The sequence below is a fragment of the Dysgonomonas sp. 511 genome (genome assembly GCF_010501105.1).
Lineage (GTDB): Bacteria > Bacteroidota > Bacteroidia > Bacteroidales > Dysgonomonadaceae > Dysgonomonas.
Window position 1 is genome coordinate 1 of the sequence record NZ_QVMQ01000042.1, and the last position, 18535, is coordinate 18535.

Sequence of the window (18535 nt, forward strand, 5' to 3'; positions counted from 1 at the left end):
GTTATTTCAAATATGGACTTGATTATATTTTTCAGTGGTTAGATAAACTTGATTTTAAAGAAAATATGAACCCTATGATATTTTTGTCATGTACTTAGCGAAAGCGATAGACGGCTCCGTTGAAGTATCCGCTTCGTTCCAGTTGACAGCGAATTTCTACAGTTTGCCCAACCTTTATTTTTTTCGGCACAGGCAGGTGAGTAACCTGGAATTCATAGCCTTGGCGAATATCAATATTGTCGCTACAGGCACACGCTATTGCAGCCAGCAATAGCGTAAAGATTATATATGATGCAAATTTTCTCATAAATCTTGTTTTTAATGTTGTTAATAAAAATTCTGCGACCTTAGTTTATAATTACTTTGACGCCTACTCCTATTTGAAAATGGAATTTGTTAATTTCCGAACCAAACAATATTCGCTCCCGTGCATTGAAAAGCAGAGCAAACCTGTCTGACAAGAATGTTTCAATCTCAAAAGAAACAGCCCCGCCATACAGGAAATTATCTTCAGTCGTGATGGTAGCTCCATCGAACAAGAGCTCCTTTCCCCAATTCACAGTCTCGTAGCCGGCCATCGCAAAAGCACCAATGGAGAAGAAAAACGTTTTGGATGGATCAGACAGAAAATTCAGATAATAGCCACCTTCGGCTGTTATCTGCGATACCGGTATCAGTATATCTTTATATTTATGTGATTTTTGCATATATCCTGCTCCGAAAACCCACCTATTACCGTTCTTGGTATAAGTCGACAGGGCAAGCCCACCAAAGAACGCCTGTCCGTCTTTCTTTTCCAATGTAAAACCATCGACAAAACCTCCCATAACCTGTATGCCTTTCTGTCCCGGCAAGTAACGCTGAGCCTGAACCTGCTCTGTAAAGTACAGGCCCAATGAAAAGACCAATGTTATTATTAATGCTATTCGATTCATCCTACTTAATCTTTAGTTCGTTAATCTCTTCAGCCCTCAATAAATCCTCATTTTCAATTACAAATGATTGGTTACGTCCGCCATTCTTTTCAAAGAGTTCGATAACCAACTTCTTATCATTGGGTATAGTTATTTTATCGATTGTAAATACAGTCCGTTCTGTTTGATTACCACCAACCGTTGACATAAAATTGTATGCACGGAGTGGATAGATGACTGTTTCCTGAATAGCGGTTTGCTTCATCACTTTCTTATCGACAACTTTCATCCGCACAAAGTCAATATCGAAAGGAATATTTGAAGAGTTCTTGATAGATGTATGTAGATACAACAGGTTATTATGCGAATAAATACCTTTGAGCAAATATTGGATGCCGAAACGTTTTGACCCGATATGCTTTACCGTTCGCTTGTTGGTATTGTGTATAGCCCTGTTTACCAGATAGACAATGCGAGGCGATTCACTTCCCAATTCCTTCAGATAAATATCCATCGAATTATTTGGGCGGTTGGTCGCAATACCATCGTGCATAAAATCTTTCATTTCTATATTGAGCTTCTCCGGCTCATTGGCATATTTTACATTAAAGGTGTAATAGCTGCCTTCTTCCGTTATAACAGCCATATTGGTTTCTGTTTCAAAATTGCGGAGAGCAGCTTTTACCCGTAGGATATTTTCTGATGCTCCTGCTTTGCCCGCTATAATGCGGTTTGAACCTAAGTCTACATACCGAATCGGAGCAGGAAAGATGATATGCACCGTCTTATCAAAAGTAACTTCTAATCCGTATGGTGGTATCATTCGGTCAAAGGTTATTTTCTTTGATAGGCCTTCGTAATAGTCTCCATAGGTCGGTTTGAGTACTTGTTGTAAATCGTCCTGCATCTCTTCTGAGGTCTGACTTACAACTGGAATTGTATCTTCTGTTTGTGCATTGACAGTCAGACTTGTTACCATTAATGCAAACCCTATTATATATTTTCTCATTGTTTCTTACTTTAATTTTTCATTTTTAGTTTTTCATTCTTTGAATTGGCACATCGGCACATTCTCAAATTAGCTAATTAGCTAATTAGCTTTCGGCATTAGCATTACCTTATAACCCGACTTTAGAGTGACCCTTACCTCTTTAATCTTTTTCTGCATATATGCTGATAAGCCCTGTATTGCTCCTTTGGTCAAATCGGAAGTAAGTTGTGCACCTGTACTTTCTGTCATGGTAAAACTTGTACCAACACTATTCCCCATATTTGCCATGATTTCTTTGGCAGCATTCATTTCCAATGAACCGGGGATATAGATTCCTCGCTGCCCGTCCGAATCATAGGTTGACATTTCCACCGGAATAATTGTTCCCTGATATTCAATCGAAGATATCTGTATATCCATCCGTTCGCCTTGAATCTTGGCTACTCCTGTAACTATGGTATTCTCCGGAATAATTGTTGTTCCTGCCATCAATGGCTCTGTCAGCCTCAAGCGGGTAGTCTGCCCATTGATTACCGTTTGATCGTCATGGATGACAGCCGATATGGTATTTTTCTGCGAAACGCCCGTTTCTCCACCTATTGTGTTGAAACTTGTATTTCTGGGTTGGTCATACATCAGAAAATAGTCTTCATCGGATAATCTCTGGGATAAAGCAGAAACCGTTTGATTATGTATCTGCCTGATAGGAGCAACTTTTGTTTTTCCATTGTTGCTATTCTTTACAGTTCCGTTGGAAATTCTTTTGCTTAGACTTTCGGTATTATTATCCTGTTGCCCTTGTGGCAAATATTTGGCTGCCATTTCATAGGATTTTTCCATCAAGAGCAATTGTTCGTCCATTGCACTTTTCGCACTTTCCTTTTCCTCTATCCGGGATTCCAGTTCCTCCAGCTTCTTTTTCAGTTCTTCTTTCTCAGGGTCGGTATTAGGCTTTTCGTAGAAACTACCTAATGTTTTATTGATATCCTGATAAGCAGTAACCGAGTTACTTATCGGTGCTTTTTTGTCCTGCTGTTGATTTGGCTGTTGCTCGGGTTCATCAACAAGGGAAAGCATGATTTGTTGCTTATCTTTGGTTTCACCCTCCAGAATATCCATATATCCCTGTAAAGACTGCATCCTGTCTTTCTGCTTGTTTTGCATCTGTTCCTGTTCATAGGCATCTTTCTTGTCGCCGATAAGACCGCCACCATCAGGATCTGGTATGTCGGCATTCAGCCCTATACCTCCCTGTTCTTTGGCTTTATCCGCATCCGAGGGAGCAAATATCAGCCACATACAGCCTGCAAAGACAATCGCCATCAATGCAAATACCGCATACTTTTTAAGCTTTTGTTTTTGCTCCGAACTTATTCTTGGTTGTTCGCTCATATTCTTTAAATCTTTGTTTGTTAATACTTATGTTATCAATAGAATCTTGCTTCATTCGTTGTTTTTCTAAATCAAGAAGTTCCCTATCGATAGGAAAATCCATAAAATCGTGGATATCCTTTTTGTCCCGTTCCAGTTCCAACTGCCTGATATGCTCTATCTCCATCTGCTGTTTTTTCTCGCTATCTTTTCCCCAGTTGTAAATGGTGGAAAATGTGAAATAAAGATTACCTACCACCAAAATCAGAAGCATTATTAGGATTACCATTATCCGTTTATCGGGTGTCAGTTCCCCACACAGGTCTTTGAGTCTATCCTCAAACCAATACCAGACTTCTTTTAGTCGTTCTTTCATAGGCATAGCTAGCGGGTAAGCACCCTTATATCTTTATTCTCCCTGACCTCGAATCCCTCAATAGTGAAACCATGCGGATTATTGTCGGAACGAACAGAATTCAATAATCGACAATAGGTTACCAAAGAACGTTCGGTAATGTTACTCTCCCGGATAATCATCTGTTTACCATAGGTAGCCACCTGATAAGGATAGACATTCAGATTGCAGATAACACTGTCTATTTGAAACATTTGGTTGATATTTCCTGATATAATCCGGTTGTAATATCCTTTCTCCGATAAATCCTTATAATAATTGAAAGCTGTTTTATCGGACAGGAGCAATGCCCTGTTGATATTACTTTCAATAGCACTTTTGTCGGGAGACAGGGTAAAGAAGAGTTCGTGAAAACGTCTGACATGCTCCCGTGCTTCCACAGGACGGTTTTGTGAAAGATCCTGCGAGAGAGCGAGCATCAGCGACTTTCCGTTGTCCAGTACATATGTTTTCTGGCGCTGGGCTTCTGCAAAGTCGTATGCGCTGTACACGGAATAACCTGTAACGATGGCACACATACACAGAAACACGACGCCGAAAATGCGGAGTTGCTTAAAGCTTGTTTCGATATTTTTTAATGATTTAAATTCCATTTTCTAATAAATATTTTTATCTTTATTTTTCAAATGTTGTGGTTAATACCACCGTCTTTAGACGCTTATACTTTAGTCGGCTTTAGCCGAAGCACAATCCACCTACTTATTTAGTGGGTGGTGCGTTGAATTTATTGTTTAATTAATTACACTTAGCACATGTCTAGATCTTATTTACTTCTTGTTCCTATTTTCCTTTTTTTATGCTCTGCATGCTCTGAAGACGAAACGCCCAGCAAAAACAATAAAGAGGATGGCGAATACTATTTTATTTACGAAGACGTAAAAAAGATAGAGGGAGTATGGAGTGCGACACTTGAAATAGATTCTATCGTTTTGATATTCGAAGTTGGAGTTATGAAACAATACATATATGAAAAAGGAACAAAGAATATTCTTGATCGAATCGATCATGGAGGATACGCTTTGACATATTATCCGAATGGGAGTAAAAACTACTATATAATTCTTGATAATAGAGAGGACGAAGGTAAACGTTGGGCTTATAGATATAAATTGGACAATAATGTTTTAACAATTTATAATGAGGACCACACGGCTTCAGTTAATTATCAAAAAAAATAGAATCTATTTTCCCTTCAATCTTCCTACAATATTTCCTGCAACAGCACCGGCAACACCACCTGCTATTGCTCCACCTTTGGTTGCTGTCTGGTTTACATTCTTACCGAAATTCCCCATACCACCTGCCGATATTATCCATCCGGCAACGGTAGGAATCGTAAAGACCCCGACAATACCGATTACAAGGAACAGGATATAGATTACATCCGCACTGTCTATTGAGAAGTTGGGATCTGTCTGCATCCGTTCTATATCCGCCTGCAACATCAATGATTGAAGCCTGGCTAAGATGGTACTGAATAGGTCTGACACAGGAAGCCACAGATAGACAGAAATATAGCGGGTTATCCATTGAGTAAGGGTGGATTGGAATCCATCCCATACGGATATAGCGAACGCCAAAGGTCCGAGAATAGCCAAGACTATTAGAAAAAAAGTACGGATCACATCAATTACAAGAGCCGCCGCTTTGAAAATAATTTCCAACAGTTCCCTGAATGCCTCCCGTATCCATTTTTTTGTTTCATACATTCCTTTTTCTATATACAAGCCTACTTTGGTTCCCACGTCGGTAATTCCCAGTTCTTCCAGCTTGGCATCCCAAACATCATTATCGACTAAGTATGCGGTTTCAGGATTCTTACGCATAATCTCATACTCCAGCTTGTCTTTTGTCTCTGCATATTTTTGCATATCGAATGTTTCAGATTGCAGCATCCCGTGTGTTCCCTGTACAACAGGACTCATAATACTGTTGATGGTTCCTACTACAATGGTTGGAAAGAACATTATACAAATACCTATTGCGAAAGGGCGTAGCAACGGAAAAATATCTATCGGTTCGGCACGGGACAAAGATTGCCATACCCGGTAAGCCATATAAAACAAGGCTCCCAATCCGGCTATCCCTTTGGCTACCCCAACCATATTACTGCACAAGGGCATCATCTGGTCATATAGCGTCCGTAGTGTTTCGTGAAATTGGTCAAAATCCATATTCTAATTATTTAATGTGGTGATGAGCCAATATGCCAATTAATAAATACTTCGAGTACTAATCCGTTTCTGATTTTTCATTGGCACATTGGCATATTGAATAATTGGCAAATTAGATTTACCAATATCGTTCGTCAGGATTACCATACAAAGCGGTTACACGGGCGGTTTCACCTTTCTTTTTGGCTCTCAGGTAAGATACCCCTATATTCTTATTGGTATAATACCTCACGAGGTTACGGTAATCCACCATTTCATCATAGCAATGATTCACCACATCCATACGGTCTTTATCGCTTAAGGATAAGGTGCTGATATTGACTACTCCTTTCAATTCGTTTAACACATCGTTACTTTGCTCCAACAGTTTGGCATATCCCGATGCAATAGCATTCAGTTCTTCTACCGAGTAATTGGAATCGGACAGCATTTTTTGGAAGTTATTGACATAGATATCCGATACCTCACCTACCAACAAGATGGTCTTTTGAACTTTTTTGGCATCTTTTACTAAGTTATTTACAGATTTTAAGGCGTCATAATATCGCTTCCCCTGTTCATATATCTTTACAGTTTCCTGAAAAGATTTTACCATATTGGTCGCAGTAGTAGATGTCTGTACTACATTGCGTGTCGTATTGACAATTCCCTGTGCTAAATTTGAAGGATCAACAACTGTCCATTGGGCGTTCATATTGGTTGTGATAAGCATAAAGCTCACGCACAACATGAAAATCTTTGTTTTCATATTCAGTTGGTTTTTAGTAAAATAAATTGATAAAAAGGAGAGTGTAAACAACGCTACACTCTCCCTGAAAAGATTAATAGATATTAATGTCCGTATTTGCCCCTTCGGTCCAGTCCGTAATAATAATATCATCCACAACAAGTTCCGTTCCGTTAAAAGTAGTATTGTATACATATTTATTCCCCTGTTTCCATGATGTATTCACCGGAACCGGATAACTGTATATTTCACCATCAATCTGGAACCGTATTAGAATAGATCCGTCGGCACTTGTTTTGGCCACAGGTATTACCATAACATTCTGGAAATCATTTTCATTTGTTGATACATTGTCAGGGATGGTATATAACCCGGTAGCGTTTTCGATATAAGCAGTATTATGATTATCATATAGGTTAGCGAGTTCACCTGAGGCAATATTGATATAGGCCGCACTGTAAAGATCTCTCTTACCCGACGCATTCAATACTTCAATCTTAGTTAATTTGCCCTCTCCCTTATAGTTCATCTTTCTGATCTTAAACTGCAATAAAGCAAGAGCATGCTTCATGCGGATGCGCACATTGGGATTATCCCTGTTAATATTTTGCTGCCCTTCCGCATTTGTTCCATACATATAGTCAACCTGATTGGTGTGATATACAGTCATGGATGTACCATTCCCATAAGACGAACCATACGGATGAAAAGCATAGATAATTGCCGGGGTAGCTCCAACCTTAACAGCCGGTGTCAACTCCCATTTACCCGAATTGAGTTCTGCTTTTACATTATTATAAGGTCCTTGCGGATAATTATTACCCAGAGAACCTGTTGTTACAAACAAACTTAGAGCAGAGCCCTCCGGGAACGAGCTTAGAGCAGTTTTTGTCATCATAGAAGAAGCCTCTATAGGGGAAATCTCTGTTTCTATATGCAGGTTTGCAGTTGCAGTATTATTCTCTGCCGTATTGATATTGTCATCATTGTCACAGCTATAAAAACTGGTTACAGAAGCGGCTATTATTGCCATTGTTATAAAAATCTTTCTCATTGTTATAAAAATTATTAGTGGTTAATTAACTGCTGCCTGACAGAAATTGGCGCCTTGAGTCTGCCTGACAGCTTATGTATACTTGTTTATTTGTGGTCTGTTGATAGAATACTTAATCCATCCGTTTCGAACCGGATAATATTACATGTATATTATTTCCATCAGGACCACTTTTTGCTTTGTTGCCGGCCATTTCTACCCGGTAAGTATGTTTTATACCCTTTTCCCAGCTAGTACCTTGTGCCACCGGCCAGAAGAAAAGTTGCCCGTCGATAACAAACTCAAAGAGCAAGTCACCTTCCTGAGGTACATTGTCTACAGGCAGTACCAGCATATGGATATATTCGGCCTCATTGGTATATACATTCGGGATCACCGGATTCGGAAATTGCACCAGGCTTGCCGCATCATTATATCCTGCAAGGGGGATAATCTTCCCTGTTTCCAAAACCATCTGCCCTTTACTATATAATACGGTTTTGCCCTCCCTGTTGCGTACTGATATTTTTTCCAGTATCCCCGGTTTATCATACCCTTTACGCTCAAAACGAAAGCTAAGCAGAGACAAAGCATGTTTCATTGTTATAGAAACTTTCGGACTATAACGCGATACATAACCGCAAAACCCGCTGTACATATAGTCTGTTTGCGAAAAATGCTCTACATCTATATATCCTTCCTGTAAATCCTTATGTTCCATATTGCAGTATGGGTAGAAGCCATATAACCGTATTTGTTTCTCTCCAAGGGCTATCCCTGAAGCTTGCCATCCCGAAACATCTCTGGTCAGATATGCCGTCCTGCTTTGCTCTGGGCTGTACAGTCCGATTGTATCTGCAATATTTCGAAAATCGCCAGTCAATCCGTTATAATACATTGTAGCCGATTTCACATCCGCAACCACTGTATTAGCAATTGGTGCAGATGTTTCAACTTCTTCATTATCCCGGCAGGAAGGCAAGCAAAAGAGCATTCCCGACAAGAATAATAAGCATAGAATTAAAATCTGTTTCATCTCGTTTCTTTTTTTGAGTGACCTTATAGTTCTATATCTTCTTCGTTGCTGATATTCCATCCCGTTACCACCACTTCCATATCCAGTAGTGCAGGGCGTAGTTCCAGTGTGATATTTATCACCCGCGCAGTAAATCCTTTGAATATATCCGTCAAGTCTACCTGCTTGGTATAGGCATCTCCATCTGCCATCTTTATATGTAGTTCCAACAGATTGTCCGTCTTATCACTCTTATTTTTATCCGGATTTACACCAAATACCTTAAGCCCAGAGGTAAATACATTGCTACCACTATTATCTCCGCTGCGTGCCGTATTGAATGCCAACCAAGCCGATGACCTTAGTTCATCCATTGTACTGAAACTATATTGATAGCTTATACCCGAGAGTTCTCCCGATATATTGTCAATGTCCGAATCCATATCCATATCTGTCACCACAATATTGATGTTAACTTTCCGGGCAGCATTTCTCATAACCGGTCGGCAAACAGCCGTTTCAAAAGAATTAATCCTTATGTCTGTTCGGGCGACATATAAAGTCGGAACCTGTGGTGTGTACAGCCTGCCCTCTTTTTCCCATGTATGTAGCCCGGCTGTTTCTGTTCCCGAAAAAGTAATATTCTCCAACCCTTGCGTGTTAAAAGCCAATACACTGTAATAACCTGCCGGAAATTCTTCAATTACCGTGTCGTTTTCAAGTTCGATAATTGCCGGATTCGCATTCTCTGTGGATAAGTATATATTGCATACAGGGGGCTTTGTGTCTCCCTGTGCCAATCCCGACCAGTCGGGCCTGATTTCCAGCCGCCCCGGATAGATGCAATCCTCCGAGAAATCTATCAGGCTGCATGACGTAAAAATCATTGCCGCTACAAATAGTAGTATCCCTCTGGCTTTCATATTTCTAATCTTCAAAATTGTTATTTTCATCATCGTCATCTTTGTTTAAGTCATAGGCTTTTATCAGCCTGTTTATCTCCGGGTCGAGTGTTCCCCGCCAGCGTTTAGCCGGATCGAGCTCCACCGATAACAAATACCGCCTTACAGCTTCCTCTTCCCTTCCCATGCGGGCAGCTAATATCGCCATCAGGTATTCTCTGTTGGCTGTTTCGGGTATGCTTTCCAATATTGAATATGCCCCTGTATCATAGCCCAGGCTCATCAGGCAGATAGCCGTATTGTAATCATTGTATTCGCTTAGTATTTGTAGGGCATCACTATACCTGCGTTTAGCAAGCAGTTCCATTCCTTTGGCATAGAGTGTGTCCGGCTCTGTAGTATAAACAGTATCTTTAAGCATACCCCTGCGGTGCATATAGAACGTAAATTCGACCACCCTGAGCTTTGGGTAGAGCTTGTCCCTGATATAGGTATAATCACCCGGGTATAACTGCCGGATATGTATCTCTTTTGTGTCCGGATCGGAACTTTCAGCTATAATATCCAATACACCTTGTCTGGTTCTACTATCCAGCGAATCCCGTACCAGGGAAGATAAACCTTGCCAGTCTTCCCCTTTGGGATAAGCCCTGACTATTTGATTGATATTGTCAATCCCTTCCAACATTCCGGTAAGGTATTTACGGATGGATTCTCCCCGCCGTTTCGATAGTAGCATATTCGTTGCAAAACTGCCCTCCGGTGAACAACCTGCCACCAAAGTGATGCTGTCTACCACAAATTCCAGTTCCCCTGTAATGCGATCTGCCATCTCCTGTACCTTTTCCAGTTCCGGCAGGTTGTCCCCCAGGTTGATATCCAGCTCCGAAGCCCCGGCTTTAAAGCCAATGTTCGCTTTCAGCGAAGACATCACCTTACGTTCAATCACTTTCCGTAAATACCGGGGCGTGGTATCCAATAGCTGTATCATGGAAGAAATCATATAATTCAGCGTATCTGAAGAGGGGACCAGGTAGTACTCTTGGTTTGTATCTACCACATAGCCGTCTACATAGATATTGATACGTTTGCTATCCTCGTCAGCCATCAGTTCCTGTTTGTAGTAATAGTCAAATTTACCCTTGTTGTAGACAACCGTATCGAGCCGTGCATGGGTGTTTCTTGGGAACTTAACCAACTTGAAAAATACCTGTTGTTTATTCTTTATCAGTGCGTTATTCTTATCAATAGCTTTCTTTTTCAAAAAACCGGTTTTGATGTGTAATGAATCGGCAATACTGAGATGCCGGTAGTCATTGATAAAGCCGGAATTATACTTTTCTTTGCGGTACTTCCATTGAATATGGGATGTATTAAAATCCCGGAGCATAAAGAACATAGGGGATATTCCTGCGATTTGCTGATAGCGTTTGTTGTAGGCAGCAGCTACATGTATTGTATCGCGACCAAAATATTCGTACCGTTCCTTTATCTTTGGAAAGCTCATCCGGCGTTTGAGCCATGACCTGTTGCGGTGCATTTTGTCATTGAAATAGTTATACCTTTCAACTAACCGGCTCCTGTACCTTGCATAACCGGCGTGATCTATCGAATCCTTATATACCCGTATGAACTCCGACCTGTGATAATTCCTTATATACCTGTTATATGCTTTTGTTTTCACAAAATGCTTATCGAACAGACTGTCCGGAATAATTTTAGAAAGGTATTGCTCATAACGGGCATATTGCTTGTCCTGTACTTCCCTGAATGCATCGCCACTGATAACCAGATCGTCAAACTCCGAAACATTCCCTCCTTTTATCAGGTTAGGTGTTAGATTAAGCTGCCATCTGCGGTCGATCAGCTCTTCAGGTACAGAAACAATGAAATCCACATCGACCTTACCAAAGCGCTCCGGTACAGTCTTCATTCTGGCAGTTACAGTCACCTCTTTGAGCTGTACCGATAACCGGGAGTTTCCGTCCTGATCTTTTTCCGTCTGTGCATAGATGGTCTTATTACCATGCCTGTCTTTCATCTCAATGACCGAAGGCAGTTTTTTAGAGGTTTTCTCATTCTTAACCTCTTCCACAGGTTTTGCCGGGAAATGGATATTTGCCCGGGCCTTATCATCCGGCTGTCTGGTGCGGCAGGAGGAGAAGATGGCGGCCACTGTAAGGAGCAAACAAAGACTATTTGTTATTATTTTTCTCATAATCATACTCTTGTAAGTTATACCTCCTTAAAATAAATAGACTAGAGATACCCCCAACTTATTGGGAGCCGGTTCCCAGCGGGTGTAATCCCCCTGTTTTTTTTCGCATTCCTCACAATCGTATTTGGTGTAATCTGCCCATACGAGCCCTATTCCAGCTTCCAACTCAATGTTCCACCGAGGTGAAAGCAGCCATGCATACCCTACGCTGATGCCAAGTCCATAGGCTTGCCCTTGGTAACGACTATCCTTCCAGGTAAAGTGATACTTTGAGCCAATCGCATTTGTTCCGATAAAAGCATGCACATACGATTCGAGCAACCAATAGCGGACGCCCGGAGCGAGAGTGAAATTCTGTAGCTTTTTGTTGTTGCCAAATACAAATGGATTGTAGTAGACGGGCAGGTGTAGCGACCACTTGCGGTCCAAAGTCATACTGATTTCAGCATTAATAGTTGCTGTTCCCAAAGCTGGGACATTGGTCCCTACCGAATAGAACTGTGCCTGAGCCCGGCTTGCACAAAGGCAAAGGACGATCATTAGAGCATATGTTAATATGATCTTCTTCATGTTGTTTTCTGATTTGTTAATTGTTTTGTTTTCTTTCTGCCAGTTGTTTAATAGCTAGCTCCAGATTACCTCCCAGTTTCTCTGCCAGTTGAAAAACTTCCGTTTTTTCCGTTTCCTCGGTGGTATAGGTCAGGTATTCGGCAGCACTTACTTCCGTGGCGTATACTGCCGACTGCGCACCACCCAGTCCAATCCACACTTCTTTATACAATCTGCTTGGATTATTGGACATATTTATAGATAGTATCTGCGTCCGTTCCTTATCGGTAAGCCCAAGCAATTCCTGTATCGCATCGAACTTGTTCATATACTTGCGCTGGTCCAGCAGTATTTTACAATCGGAATTGTTGATGATGGCGTCTTTGACAACCGGAGACGAGATAATATCATCTACTTCTTGAGTAACAACAATGGCTTCTCCAAAGAATTTTCTAACGGTTTTGTACAAATACTTTAAATAATCTGCCATATTCGGAGAAGAAAGAGCCTTCCATGCCTCCTCACAAATAAACTGTTTACGGATACCTTTCAACCTTCTCATCTTGTTGATAAAAGTTTCCATGATGATGATAGTAACTACCGGAAACAGGATTTTGTGATCTTTTATCGCATCAATTTCGAATACGATAAAGCGTTTATTCAGCAGATCCAGTTCTTTATCCGAGTTCAGCAGAAAATCGTATTCACCCCCCAGGTAGTAAGGTTCCAGTACATTGAGAAAATTATCTATATCAAAATCTTTTTCCCGCACATTCTTATCAATCAGCATCTGTCGGTAGCTGGTTTTTACAAATTCATAGAATGTGTTGAATGAAGGCTTGATAGCGTCATCCGATTTGATGAGGTCAATATACTTGCTGACGGCATTCGAGAGAGCGACCTCTTCAGCTCTGGTTGGCGGTTCATTATCCCGTTTCCATAGCGTAAGAATCAAGGTTTTGATGGACTCCCGCTTTTCAATATCGAAGACGCCATCATCCGTATAGAATGGATTAAACGCAATCGGATTTTGCTCGGTATATGTGAAATATACCCCATCTTCCCCCTTGGTCTTTCGATTAATCATTTCACATAGGCCCTGATAGGAATTTCCGGTATCGACAAGTAATACATGGGTTCCTTGCTCGAAATATTGTCTGACCATATGGTTGGTAAAGAATGACTTGCCACTTCCCGAAGGCCCTAATACGAACTTATTACGATTCGTAATAATCCCTTTCTTCATTGGTAGATCTGAAATATCCACATGGAGGGGCTTTCCTGTCAGCCTATCTACCATCTTGATGCCAAAAGGAGAGGGTGAGCTTTTGTAGTTTGTCTCCCCGATAAAGAAGCACAATGCCTGTTCAATGAATGTATAGAACGATTCTTCCGCCGGAAAATCACCTGCATTACCCGGAATACCTGCCCAGAACAGCGTAGGTGCATCGACTGTATTGTGGCGGGGTTTGCATTCCATCAATGCCAGCTGGCTCCCGACATCGTTCTTTATCCGGCTGAGTTTTTCCCTGTCATCGCTCCATGCCATTACATTGACATGGCATCGTACCGAAGTCAATCCATAGCTGTGGGCTTCGTTTAAGTAGTCCTCTATCCAGGCTTTGTTGATCTGGTTGGAACGGCTATACCTTGACAATGAATGCATATTTCGGGCCTGCTTCTCAAAGCGTTTGAGGTTTTCCGTATGGTCGTCAATAAAAATATACTGGTTGACGATATGGTTGCAGGACAGTAATACGCCTATCGGCGCTGCGAAGGACAAACGGCAGTCGCTCCTGTCGGTAGACAATCTTTCGTAGCGAGTATCGGTATTTACTTTACCCGGCAGGTCTTCCGTATCGGAGAGGGTATGCAGGCACAGGTATTTATCTCCGATTTTCATTTCTCCGGCTTTCAACGTAATGTCTTGCAGGCAAGTTGTGTCCTGTTGAGATAATGAGAAATACTTTTCAACAATTCCGGCTTGTTGTTCCGTACCAACAATCTCATCGGTTGTGATACGGAATAGTTTAATAAATCCCAAGTCATTGATGATACGCTCAAATTGTCCGACCGACTCCAGAAACTTCAATGCCGTTTCCTTATCCTGCATTTCTTTGGGAATGATAAACCCCCGTGTCAACGCATTGAAATTGCTCTGCTGGCGGGCTCTATCCTTAGTCGTTTTCGTCAGAAACAGATAGGATGTATGGTTCAGGTATGGTCGCTCGTTGAAGTGGCGTTCAAAGCTTCTTGATAAAAAGCTGATGTCTTCCTTATCCAGTTCAGGCTTATATTTCTCTTCTACAAACCAATCCTGACGGTGTATCACACAATAATTGGGCAGTACCTTAATTGCTTTGAGCCATGCCGAGTGCATCGCTTCATATTCGGAAGAGGTAACGGTAAAAAGTTCGGGTAGCTCTACCCTGTAGGCTACCGACAGGTCCGCATCTTTGCTCAGGATGCAATCGTGTTCGACAGTCAGCAAAGGGAACTTGCTCTCCAGTGTGGCGGCTTTGACGGTATTTCTCATCGGCATGCCTCCTTTCTTTTACGACGAAACAGATTTTCTATCCGCCTGCGGTTAATGATATACTTGGGGTGGTTGGCAATTGCCTGCACTTTCATCAACCCAAATTCTCCGTATTTATCATTCAGGTGGAAAGTTCCCCAGACAAGGATTCCGGCTGCAGTACCACCGAAGCCGATGCATACTGTCTGGCTGATGCCTATCATATACATAATCATAAAGACTACGAATATCGATAGCAGGCCTCCGGCAAAGATGAAAAGGTATTGAGACTTCAGGCCCTTGAACTCGGCGGGCTTGCCGATCCCTTTGTTAATTGAATATTCCATTCTTCTTGTTTTTTAGTTGTTGAACTCATGTAGATTCTTATTTCTCATTTGAGTTAATAAGAGGGTCTGCGACCCTTATAGGAAGAATGAACGGAGGATAGTTGCTGCCACAATCAGGAAGATACAGGCCCCGAACCACGAGGCGGCGGTTTTCGATGTGTCGGGATCGCCACTCGAAAACTTACCATACACTTTTACGCCGCCAATCAGACCGACTACTGCCCCAATAGCATAGATGAGTTTCGTCCCCGGGTCGAAATAGCTGGTTACCATATTGGTGGCATCGTTGATACCCTGCAAACCGTTACCTTGTGCGAAAATGGTGGTGGTAGCAGCGATAAGCATCACTGCTGAAAAAAGAAGTTTCTTTTTCATAAAATTGTTTTTAAAGTGCCGTGAGGGTGGATAGTCCCCACGGCGGGTTAGACTTGAATAATTTTAATTGGATAAGATGTTTATCGCGACTCGGCATAGTTCAAACAAAGTTTGAATCTGCTTTCGCTGCTCAAAACATTGGATAATTAGCTCGGAGGCACAGCCTCTTTTGTTTTACAGGTTCTTCCAAAAGAAGACCATTTTGTTTTATGTTTCTATTTTATTGTTTATCGGATACATTATTTCTAAAAAATACTGTTGACATCAAAATTCTCGAACTCCCCGGAATCGGATAACTTTTCACCTTCTTCGGTCAAATTATGCTTTATCACATGAAAACGAATCAAGGCGTTTACCTTCTCTAAGGTTTGCTTGTCTTTCGATGCAAATTGCTCTACAATTTCGGTAGATTGATTTTCATACAGGATACGCCCGGCTTCATCTTTTTCTTCATTTGATGGCTTATCTTTAGTTATTGTTTGCCCGGCATTCATCAGTTCATCGTAACTGGCTCCGCTTGCCTGAACAGCTCCCTGTTCGGCTTCGAGTTCTACTGCTTCTTCGTCCGGATCAAACTCCTCTTCAGTTAGTGTCTCAACCTTTGCCAAAGGAACATCTACATCAGTTATTTGATTGGTTTCTTCCTGCGAATCTGATGCAAATGTAGATTCTTTTTCCGCAACTCCGCCATTTTTCAGGCTGGTGGTAGCCTTTGCCCGGTCATGTCCTATTTTTGTTTTGCTTTCCCCTATTACGGAAGATATTTTTGAAGGTTCCGGCTCCGGTTTTTCTTTTCTATTTCCCATTTCTTCACTTTTGTTATCTCCCATATTCCAATACCACCAATTGACAAAATGATTGATCTTGTTCAGGAGGGTTGGGTAGAGAATCATACCCAGTAGAATGGATGCGGCTACGACTATTATCTGTATCATGTTAGTATGGCCCTTTGTTTTTACTGTTATAAATCTCCCTGATCTCTTGTTCGTAAATATCGAAATGATGTTCCATTACCGCATCGACATAAGAGAATACCGAGAGTTTAGTATTTTTATACAACGGCAGGATCTTCATTATCCGCTCATAATATTCACCTCTCAGGTAAACTGTTTTTTCCTGCCTGCCCGTAATATCGGCGGGTTTGATAAACAGTGATTCGTAGTCATTTTTACTTTTTTTTCGCTTCGGTTCTTTATCTGCTTTTGAAAGAGGCGGTTTGGAGACTGATTCAATTTCTTTTTCATTTTCCTGTTCTTCGTCCGCCTCTGTATCTCTTTCAATGGGAGGCTTAGCCAAAGATGCGACTTTGTTTTGCCCCGTAGGCCCCGTCATATTCATTGACGCGATGATAAAATCTTCATCTATATCCTCTTCTTTTTTCTTAGACATTGTTCTACAGGTTTATAATTTGATATACTTCTGTTATTAACTCATCTACCTGGCTACCTTTTAACAACTGTTTGTCGGGAGGAAAAACCGTAGAGCGAAAAAATGCCCGGTGGGTTTCATCCATTTCCCGCCTGAACCGTTTGGTGTCGGGAATATGCGTTTTTAGTATAGACAGCCCCAGTTCTTCGATGGCATCTACATAAGCTTCGTAGAGAGGGGTCTTCTCACGGGCATCAACCATTGTCCAAAACAGGTTCAGGGCTTTTATCTTCGATTTGCCTACTGAAATTAAATTCTCGTTCAGAGAAGAAGCAAAGCTGAGTGTGCTGGCAAGAACAAGGCGGTCGGCACTGATTGGAGAGAAAATGTAATCCATTTCCCTCAGTGTCATTACCACTCCTTTGCTGTTCATTGTCCCGGGCAGGTCGAAGAAGATGATGTCTATCTTATTCTCGCTTTCTGCAATCAGCCTCTCTGCATCTTGTATGGCATCAACAGGATTACTGCCGATAACAGGGTAGGCTTTCCTGGATATTGTTTTAAACTGACTGAAAGCCATACGCTTGTAAAACGGATCGTTGATTACCAGCTCTGAATCCCGCTTCCGCATTTCCATAATGCTGTGTTGGGGAAAGTCGCAGTCGATGACGGCAATCGACTTCCCATCCTGATAGTGCATATAGCTGGATAGTAAAACAGTGAAGGCTGTTTTGCCGACTCCGCCTTTTTGTGTACTGAATGCAATGAATAATGTTTCTCGTTCCATATTGATATTTTTTTCAGGTGTATACTAATGCCTCCGGGCTGATTTTGAAGCAAAAGAAATTATATTTTTTATAACTCCGGTCATTTTCGGGATTGGTGGTAGCGTTTGTCCGGTCATGTCTTCTTTTTTATTTGGGATGGCAAACCGAACGGCTCGAAAACTAAAAAACCAGGTAGCCGGGGAGCTGACCGGATAGGTAATCAAATGATAGATTTGTCATTCAGTCAAGAAGCTATTCATTCGCCTCTCCATTCGGAGGGCAAGATAAGTGGCAAACCACCTAACCAAATATTCGGGTAAATAACCCAAAGGCACATCAGTCAGCTGAACGTCCAGTATACTATTCAATCAGCCGGATGAATAATCAAGTAACCTGAAGATAAAGCAGAGAGCTGAATAAGCAGAAGGGTGGTCAACCGAAAGGCAAACTATTCAACCTATTAATCAATCAAATAACTTTCTGGCTAGTATTCTTTCCTGCTAATTGGCTAGTTGATAATCCGATTATCCGGCTATTCAGATAAAGCGCTTACATGTAATTGATTACAGTCTCAAGATTTCATTTTTACATTATAGGACACTATTTAAGCAACAAAATATTCTGTAAATAATGTACTCATAATCAATTTTGATAACTATCTGAGTCTGGTTGTATCGTAATCCTTCGGTCTGCCTCATCTTTTACAATATTTATATAGTTTTTACCTTTGCGGAGAGAGTTAACGATAAATTAACGAGCCATCAGTTTCTGCAAAATAAAAAACAAACGAGACAACTTCCCGGAACCAGGCTATCTAAAGGTCAGGCCTATCCGATAATAGAGCAATATTTTAA

At 41.3% G+C, this 18535-nt stretch carries 20 protein-coding genes; 1 reads left to right on the forward strand and 19 read right to left on the reverse strand.

Annotated features, from left to right (window positions below):
- Positions 1-94 precede the first annotated feature (94 nt).
- The 6 genes from D0T57_RS14120 to traK all read right to left on the reverse strand — a co-directional run bounded on the left by D0T57_RS14120 (position 95) and on the right by traK (position 4284).
- Complete coding sequence (locus D0T57_RS14120; protein WP_255490611.1) at positions 95-307, reverse strand: TraQ conjugal transfer family protein; 213 nt, start codon at positions 305-307, stop codon at positions 95-97.
- A gap of 40 nt (positions 308-347) precedes the next feature.
- Positions 348-935 (reverse strand): conjugal transfer protein TraO, encoded by a 588-nt coding sequence (locus D0T57_RS14125; protein WP_163274130.1) that lies wholly within the window; start codon positions 933-935, stop codon positions 348-350.
- Position 936: 1 nt separating this feature from the next.
- Positions 937-1923 (reverse strand): conjugative transposon protein TraN, encoded by a 987-nt coding sequence (gene traN, locus D0T57_RS14130; RefSeq protein ID WP_163274131.1) that lies wholly within the window; start codon positions 1921-1923, stop codon positions 937-939.
- An 81-nt stretch (positions 1924-2004) separates the two neighbouring features.
- Positions 2005-3297: a conjugative transposon protein TraM gene (traM, locus tag D0T57_RS14135; RefSeq protein ID WP_163274132.1), complete on the reverse strand. Its 1293-nt coding sequence runs from the start codon at positions 3295-3297 to the stop codon at positions 2005-2007.
- Positions 3251-3652, reverse strand: coding sequence for a TraL conjugative transposon family protein (locus D0T57_RS14140; protein WP_163274133.1), 402 nt, complete (start codon positions 3650-3652; stop codon positions 3251-3253). The genes traM and D0T57_RS14140 overlap by 47 nt, the downstream gene beginning before the upstream one ends.
- 8 nt (positions 3653-3660) lie before the next feature.
- A complete protein-coding gene (traK, locus tag D0T57_RS14145; protein WP_163274134.1) occupies positions 3661-4284 on the reverse strand; it encodes a conjugative transposon protein TraK in 624 nt (207 codons plus the stop codon).
- A 159-nt stretch (positions 4285-4443) separates the two neighbouring features.
- Between traK and D0T57_RS14150 the strand changes: the two genes are divergently transcribed.
- A complete protein-coding gene (locus D0T57_RS14150; protein WP_163274135.1) occupies positions 4444-4869 on the forward strand; it encodes a hypothetical protein in 426 nt (141 codons plus the stop codon).
- A 3-nt stretch (positions 4870-4872) separates the two neighbouring features.
- Here D0T57_RS14150 and traJ read toward each other — a convergent pair whose 3' ends face one another.
- From traJ to D0T57_RS14215, 13 genes are all read right to left on the reverse strand, one after another.
- Positions 4873-5865, reverse strand: coding sequence for a conjugative transposon protein TraJ (gene traJ, locus D0T57_RS14155; RefSeq protein ID WP_163274136.1), 993 nt, complete (start codon positions 5863-5865; stop codon positions 4873-4875).
- A 118-nt stretch (positions 5866-5983) separates the two neighbouring features.
- Complete coding sequence (locus D0T57_RS14160) at positions 5984-6613, reverse strand: DUF4141 domain-containing protein (RefSeq protein WP_163274137.1); 630 nt, start codon at positions 6611-6613, stop codon at positions 5984-5986.
- A gap of 73 nt (positions 6614-6686) precedes the next feature.
- A complete protein-coding gene (locus D0T57_RS14165) occupies positions 6687-7646 on the reverse strand; it encodes a fimbrillin family protein (RefSeq protein ID WP_163274138.1) in 960 nt (319 codons plus the stop codon).
- Positions 7647-7758: 112 nt separating this feature from the next.
- Entirely contained in the window at positions 7759-8661 is a 903-nt protein-coding gene (locus D0T57_RS14170) for a fimbrillin family protein (protein ID WP_163274139.1), read from the reverse strand.
- A 23-nt stretch (positions 8662-8684) separates the two neighbouring features.
- On the reverse strand, positions 8685-9596 hold the full coding sequence (locus D0T57_RS14175) for a hypothetical protein (protein ID WP_163274140.1): 912 nt from the start codon (positions 9594-9596) through the stop codon (positions 8685-8687).
- On the reverse strand, positions 9568-11760 hold the full coding sequence (locus D0T57_RS14180) for a hypothetical protein (protein ID WP_163274141.1): 2193 nt from the start codon (positions 11758-11760) through the stop codon (positions 9568-9570). Before D0T57_RS14180 ends, D0T57_RS14175 begins: the two co-directional genes overlap by 29 nt.
- A gap of 27 nt (positions 11761-11787) precedes the next feature.
- Positions 11788-12330: a DUF3575 domain-containing protein gene (locus D0T57_RS14185; RefSeq protein WP_368666933.1), complete on the reverse strand. Its 543-nt coding sequence runs from the start codon at positions 12328-12330 to the stop codon at positions 11788-11790.
- 16 nt (positions 12331-12346) lie between these two features.
- The gene (locus D0T57_RS14190) at positions 12347-14845 is read right to left on the reverse strand and encodes a TraG family conjugative transposon ATPase (protein ID WP_163274142.1); all 2499 of its coding nucleotides are present in this window, start codon (positions 14843-14845) and stop codon (positions 12347-12349) included.
- Positions 14842-15171, reverse strand: coding sequence for a DUF4133 domain-containing protein (locus D0T57_RS14195; RefSeq protein ID WP_163274143.1), 330 nt, complete (start codon positions 15169-15171; stop codon positions 14842-14844). The genes D0T57_RS14190 and D0T57_RS14195 overlap by 4 nt, the downstream gene beginning before the upstream one ends.
- A gap of 75 nt (positions 15172-15246) precedes the next feature.
- Positions 15247-15546: a DUF4134 domain-containing protein gene (locus D0T57_RS14200; RefSeq protein WP_163274144.1), complete on the reverse strand. Its 300-nt coding sequence runs from the start codon at positions 15544-15546 to the stop codon at positions 15247-15249.
- Positions 15547-15791: 245 nt separating this feature from the next.
- Positions 15792-16481 (reverse strand): hypothetical protein, encoded by a 690-nt coding sequence (locus tag D0T57_RS14205; RefSeq protein WP_163274145.1) that lies wholly within the window; start codon positions 16479-16481, stop codon positions 15792-15794.
- Between the two features lies 1 nt (position 16482).
- Entirely contained in the window at positions 16483-16935 is a 453-nt protein-coding gene (locus tag D0T57_RS14210; protein ID WP_163274146.1) for a DUF3408 domain-containing protein, read from the reverse strand.
- 4 nt (positions 16936-16939) lie between these two features.
- Positions 16940-17701: a ParA family protein gene (locus D0T57_RS14215; protein ID WP_163274147.1), complete on the reverse strand. Its 762-nt coding sequence runs from the start codon at positions 17699-17701 to the stop codon at positions 16940-16942.
- Positions 17702-18535: the final 834 nt, after the last annotated feature.

What these genes read in the sequence shown, in the direction of transcription:
- D0T57_RS14180 (WP_163274141.1), bottom strand. Translation starts at nt 11,760, where the DNA reads ATGAGAAAAATAATAACAAATAGTCTTTGTTTGCTCCTTACAGTGGCC.
- D0T57_RS14150 (WP_163274135.1), top strand. Translation starts at nt 4,444, where the DNA reads ATGTCTAGATCTTATTTACTTCTTGTTCCTATTTTCCTTTTTTTATGC.
- traM (WP_163274132.1), bottom strand. Translation starts at nt 3,297, where the DNA reads ATGAGCGAACAACCAAGAATAAGTTCGGAGCAAAAACAAAAGCTTAAA.
- D0T57_RS14195 (WP_163274143.1), bottom strand. Translation starts at nt 15,171, where the DNA reads ATGGAATATTCAATTAACAAAGGGATCGGCAAGCCCGCCGAGTTCAAG.
- D0T57_RS14125 (WP_163274130.1), bottom strand. Translation starts at nt 935, where the DNA reads ATGAATCGAATAGCATTAATAATAACATTGGTCTTTTCATTGGGCCTG.
- D0T57_RS14210 (WP_163274146.1), bottom strand. Translation starts at nt 16,935, where the DNA reads ATGTCTAAGAAAAAAGAAGAGGATATAGATGAAGATTTTATCATCGCG.
- D0T57_RS14120 (WP_255490611.1), bottom strand. Translation starts at nt 307, where the DNA reads ATGAGAAAATTTGCATCATATATAATCTTTACGCTATTGCTGGCTGCA.
- D0T57_RS14190 (WP_163274142.1), bottom strand. Translation starts at nt 14,845, where the DNA reads ATGAGAAATACCGTCAAAGCCGCCACACTGGAGAGCAAGTTCCCTTTG.
- D0T57_RS14205 (WP_163274145.1), bottom strand. Translation starts at nt 16,481, where the DNA reads ATGATACAGATAATAGTCGTAGCCGCATCCATTCTACTGGGTATGATT.
- traK (WP_163274134.1), bottom strand. Translation starts at nt 4,284, where the DNA reads ATGGAATTTAAATCATTAAAAAATATCGAAACAAGCTTTAAGCAACTC.
- traJ (WP_163274136.1), bottom strand. Translation starts at nt 5,865, where the DNA reads ATGGATTTTGACCAATTTCACGAAACACTACGGACGCTATATGACCAG.
- traN (WP_163274131.1), bottom strand. Translation starts at nt 1,923, where the DNA reads ATGAGAAAATATATAATAGGGTTTGCATTAATGGTAACAAGTCTGACT.
- D0T57_RS14140 (WP_163274133.1), bottom strand. Translation starts at nt 3,652, where the DNA reads ATGAAAGAACGACTAAAAGAAGTCTGGTATTGGTTTGAGGATAGACTC.
- D0T57_RS14175 (WP_163274140.1), bottom strand. Translation starts at nt 9,596, where the DNA reads ATGATGAAAATAACAATTTTGAAGATTAGAAATATGAAAGCCAGAGGG.
- D0T57_RS14165 (WP_163274138.1), bottom strand. Translation starts at nt 7,646, where the DNA reads ATGAGAAAGATTTTTATAACAATGGCAATAATAGCCGCTTCTGTAACC.
- D0T57_RS14160 (WP_163274137.1), bottom strand. Translation starts at nt 6,613, where the DNA reads ATGAAAACAAAGATTTTCATGTTGTGCGTGAGCTTTATGCTTATCACA.
- D0T57_RS14185 (WP_368666933.1), bottom strand. Translation starts at nt 12,330, where the DNA reads ATGAAGAAGATCATATTAACATATGCTCTAATGATCGTCCTTTGCCTT.
- D0T57_RS14170 (WP_163274139.1), bottom strand. Translation starts at nt 8,661, where the DNA reads ATGAAACAGATTTTAATTCTATGCTTATTATTCTTGTCGGGAATGCTC.
- D0T57_RS14200 (WP_163274144.1), bottom strand. Translation starts at nt 15,546, where the DNA reads ATGAAAAAGAAACTTCTTTTTTCAGCAGTGATGCTTATCGCTGCTACC.
- D0T57_RS14215 (WP_163274147.1), bottom strand. Translation starts at nt 17,701, where the DNA reads ATGGAACGAGAAACATTATTCATTGCATTCAGTACACAAAAAGGCGGA.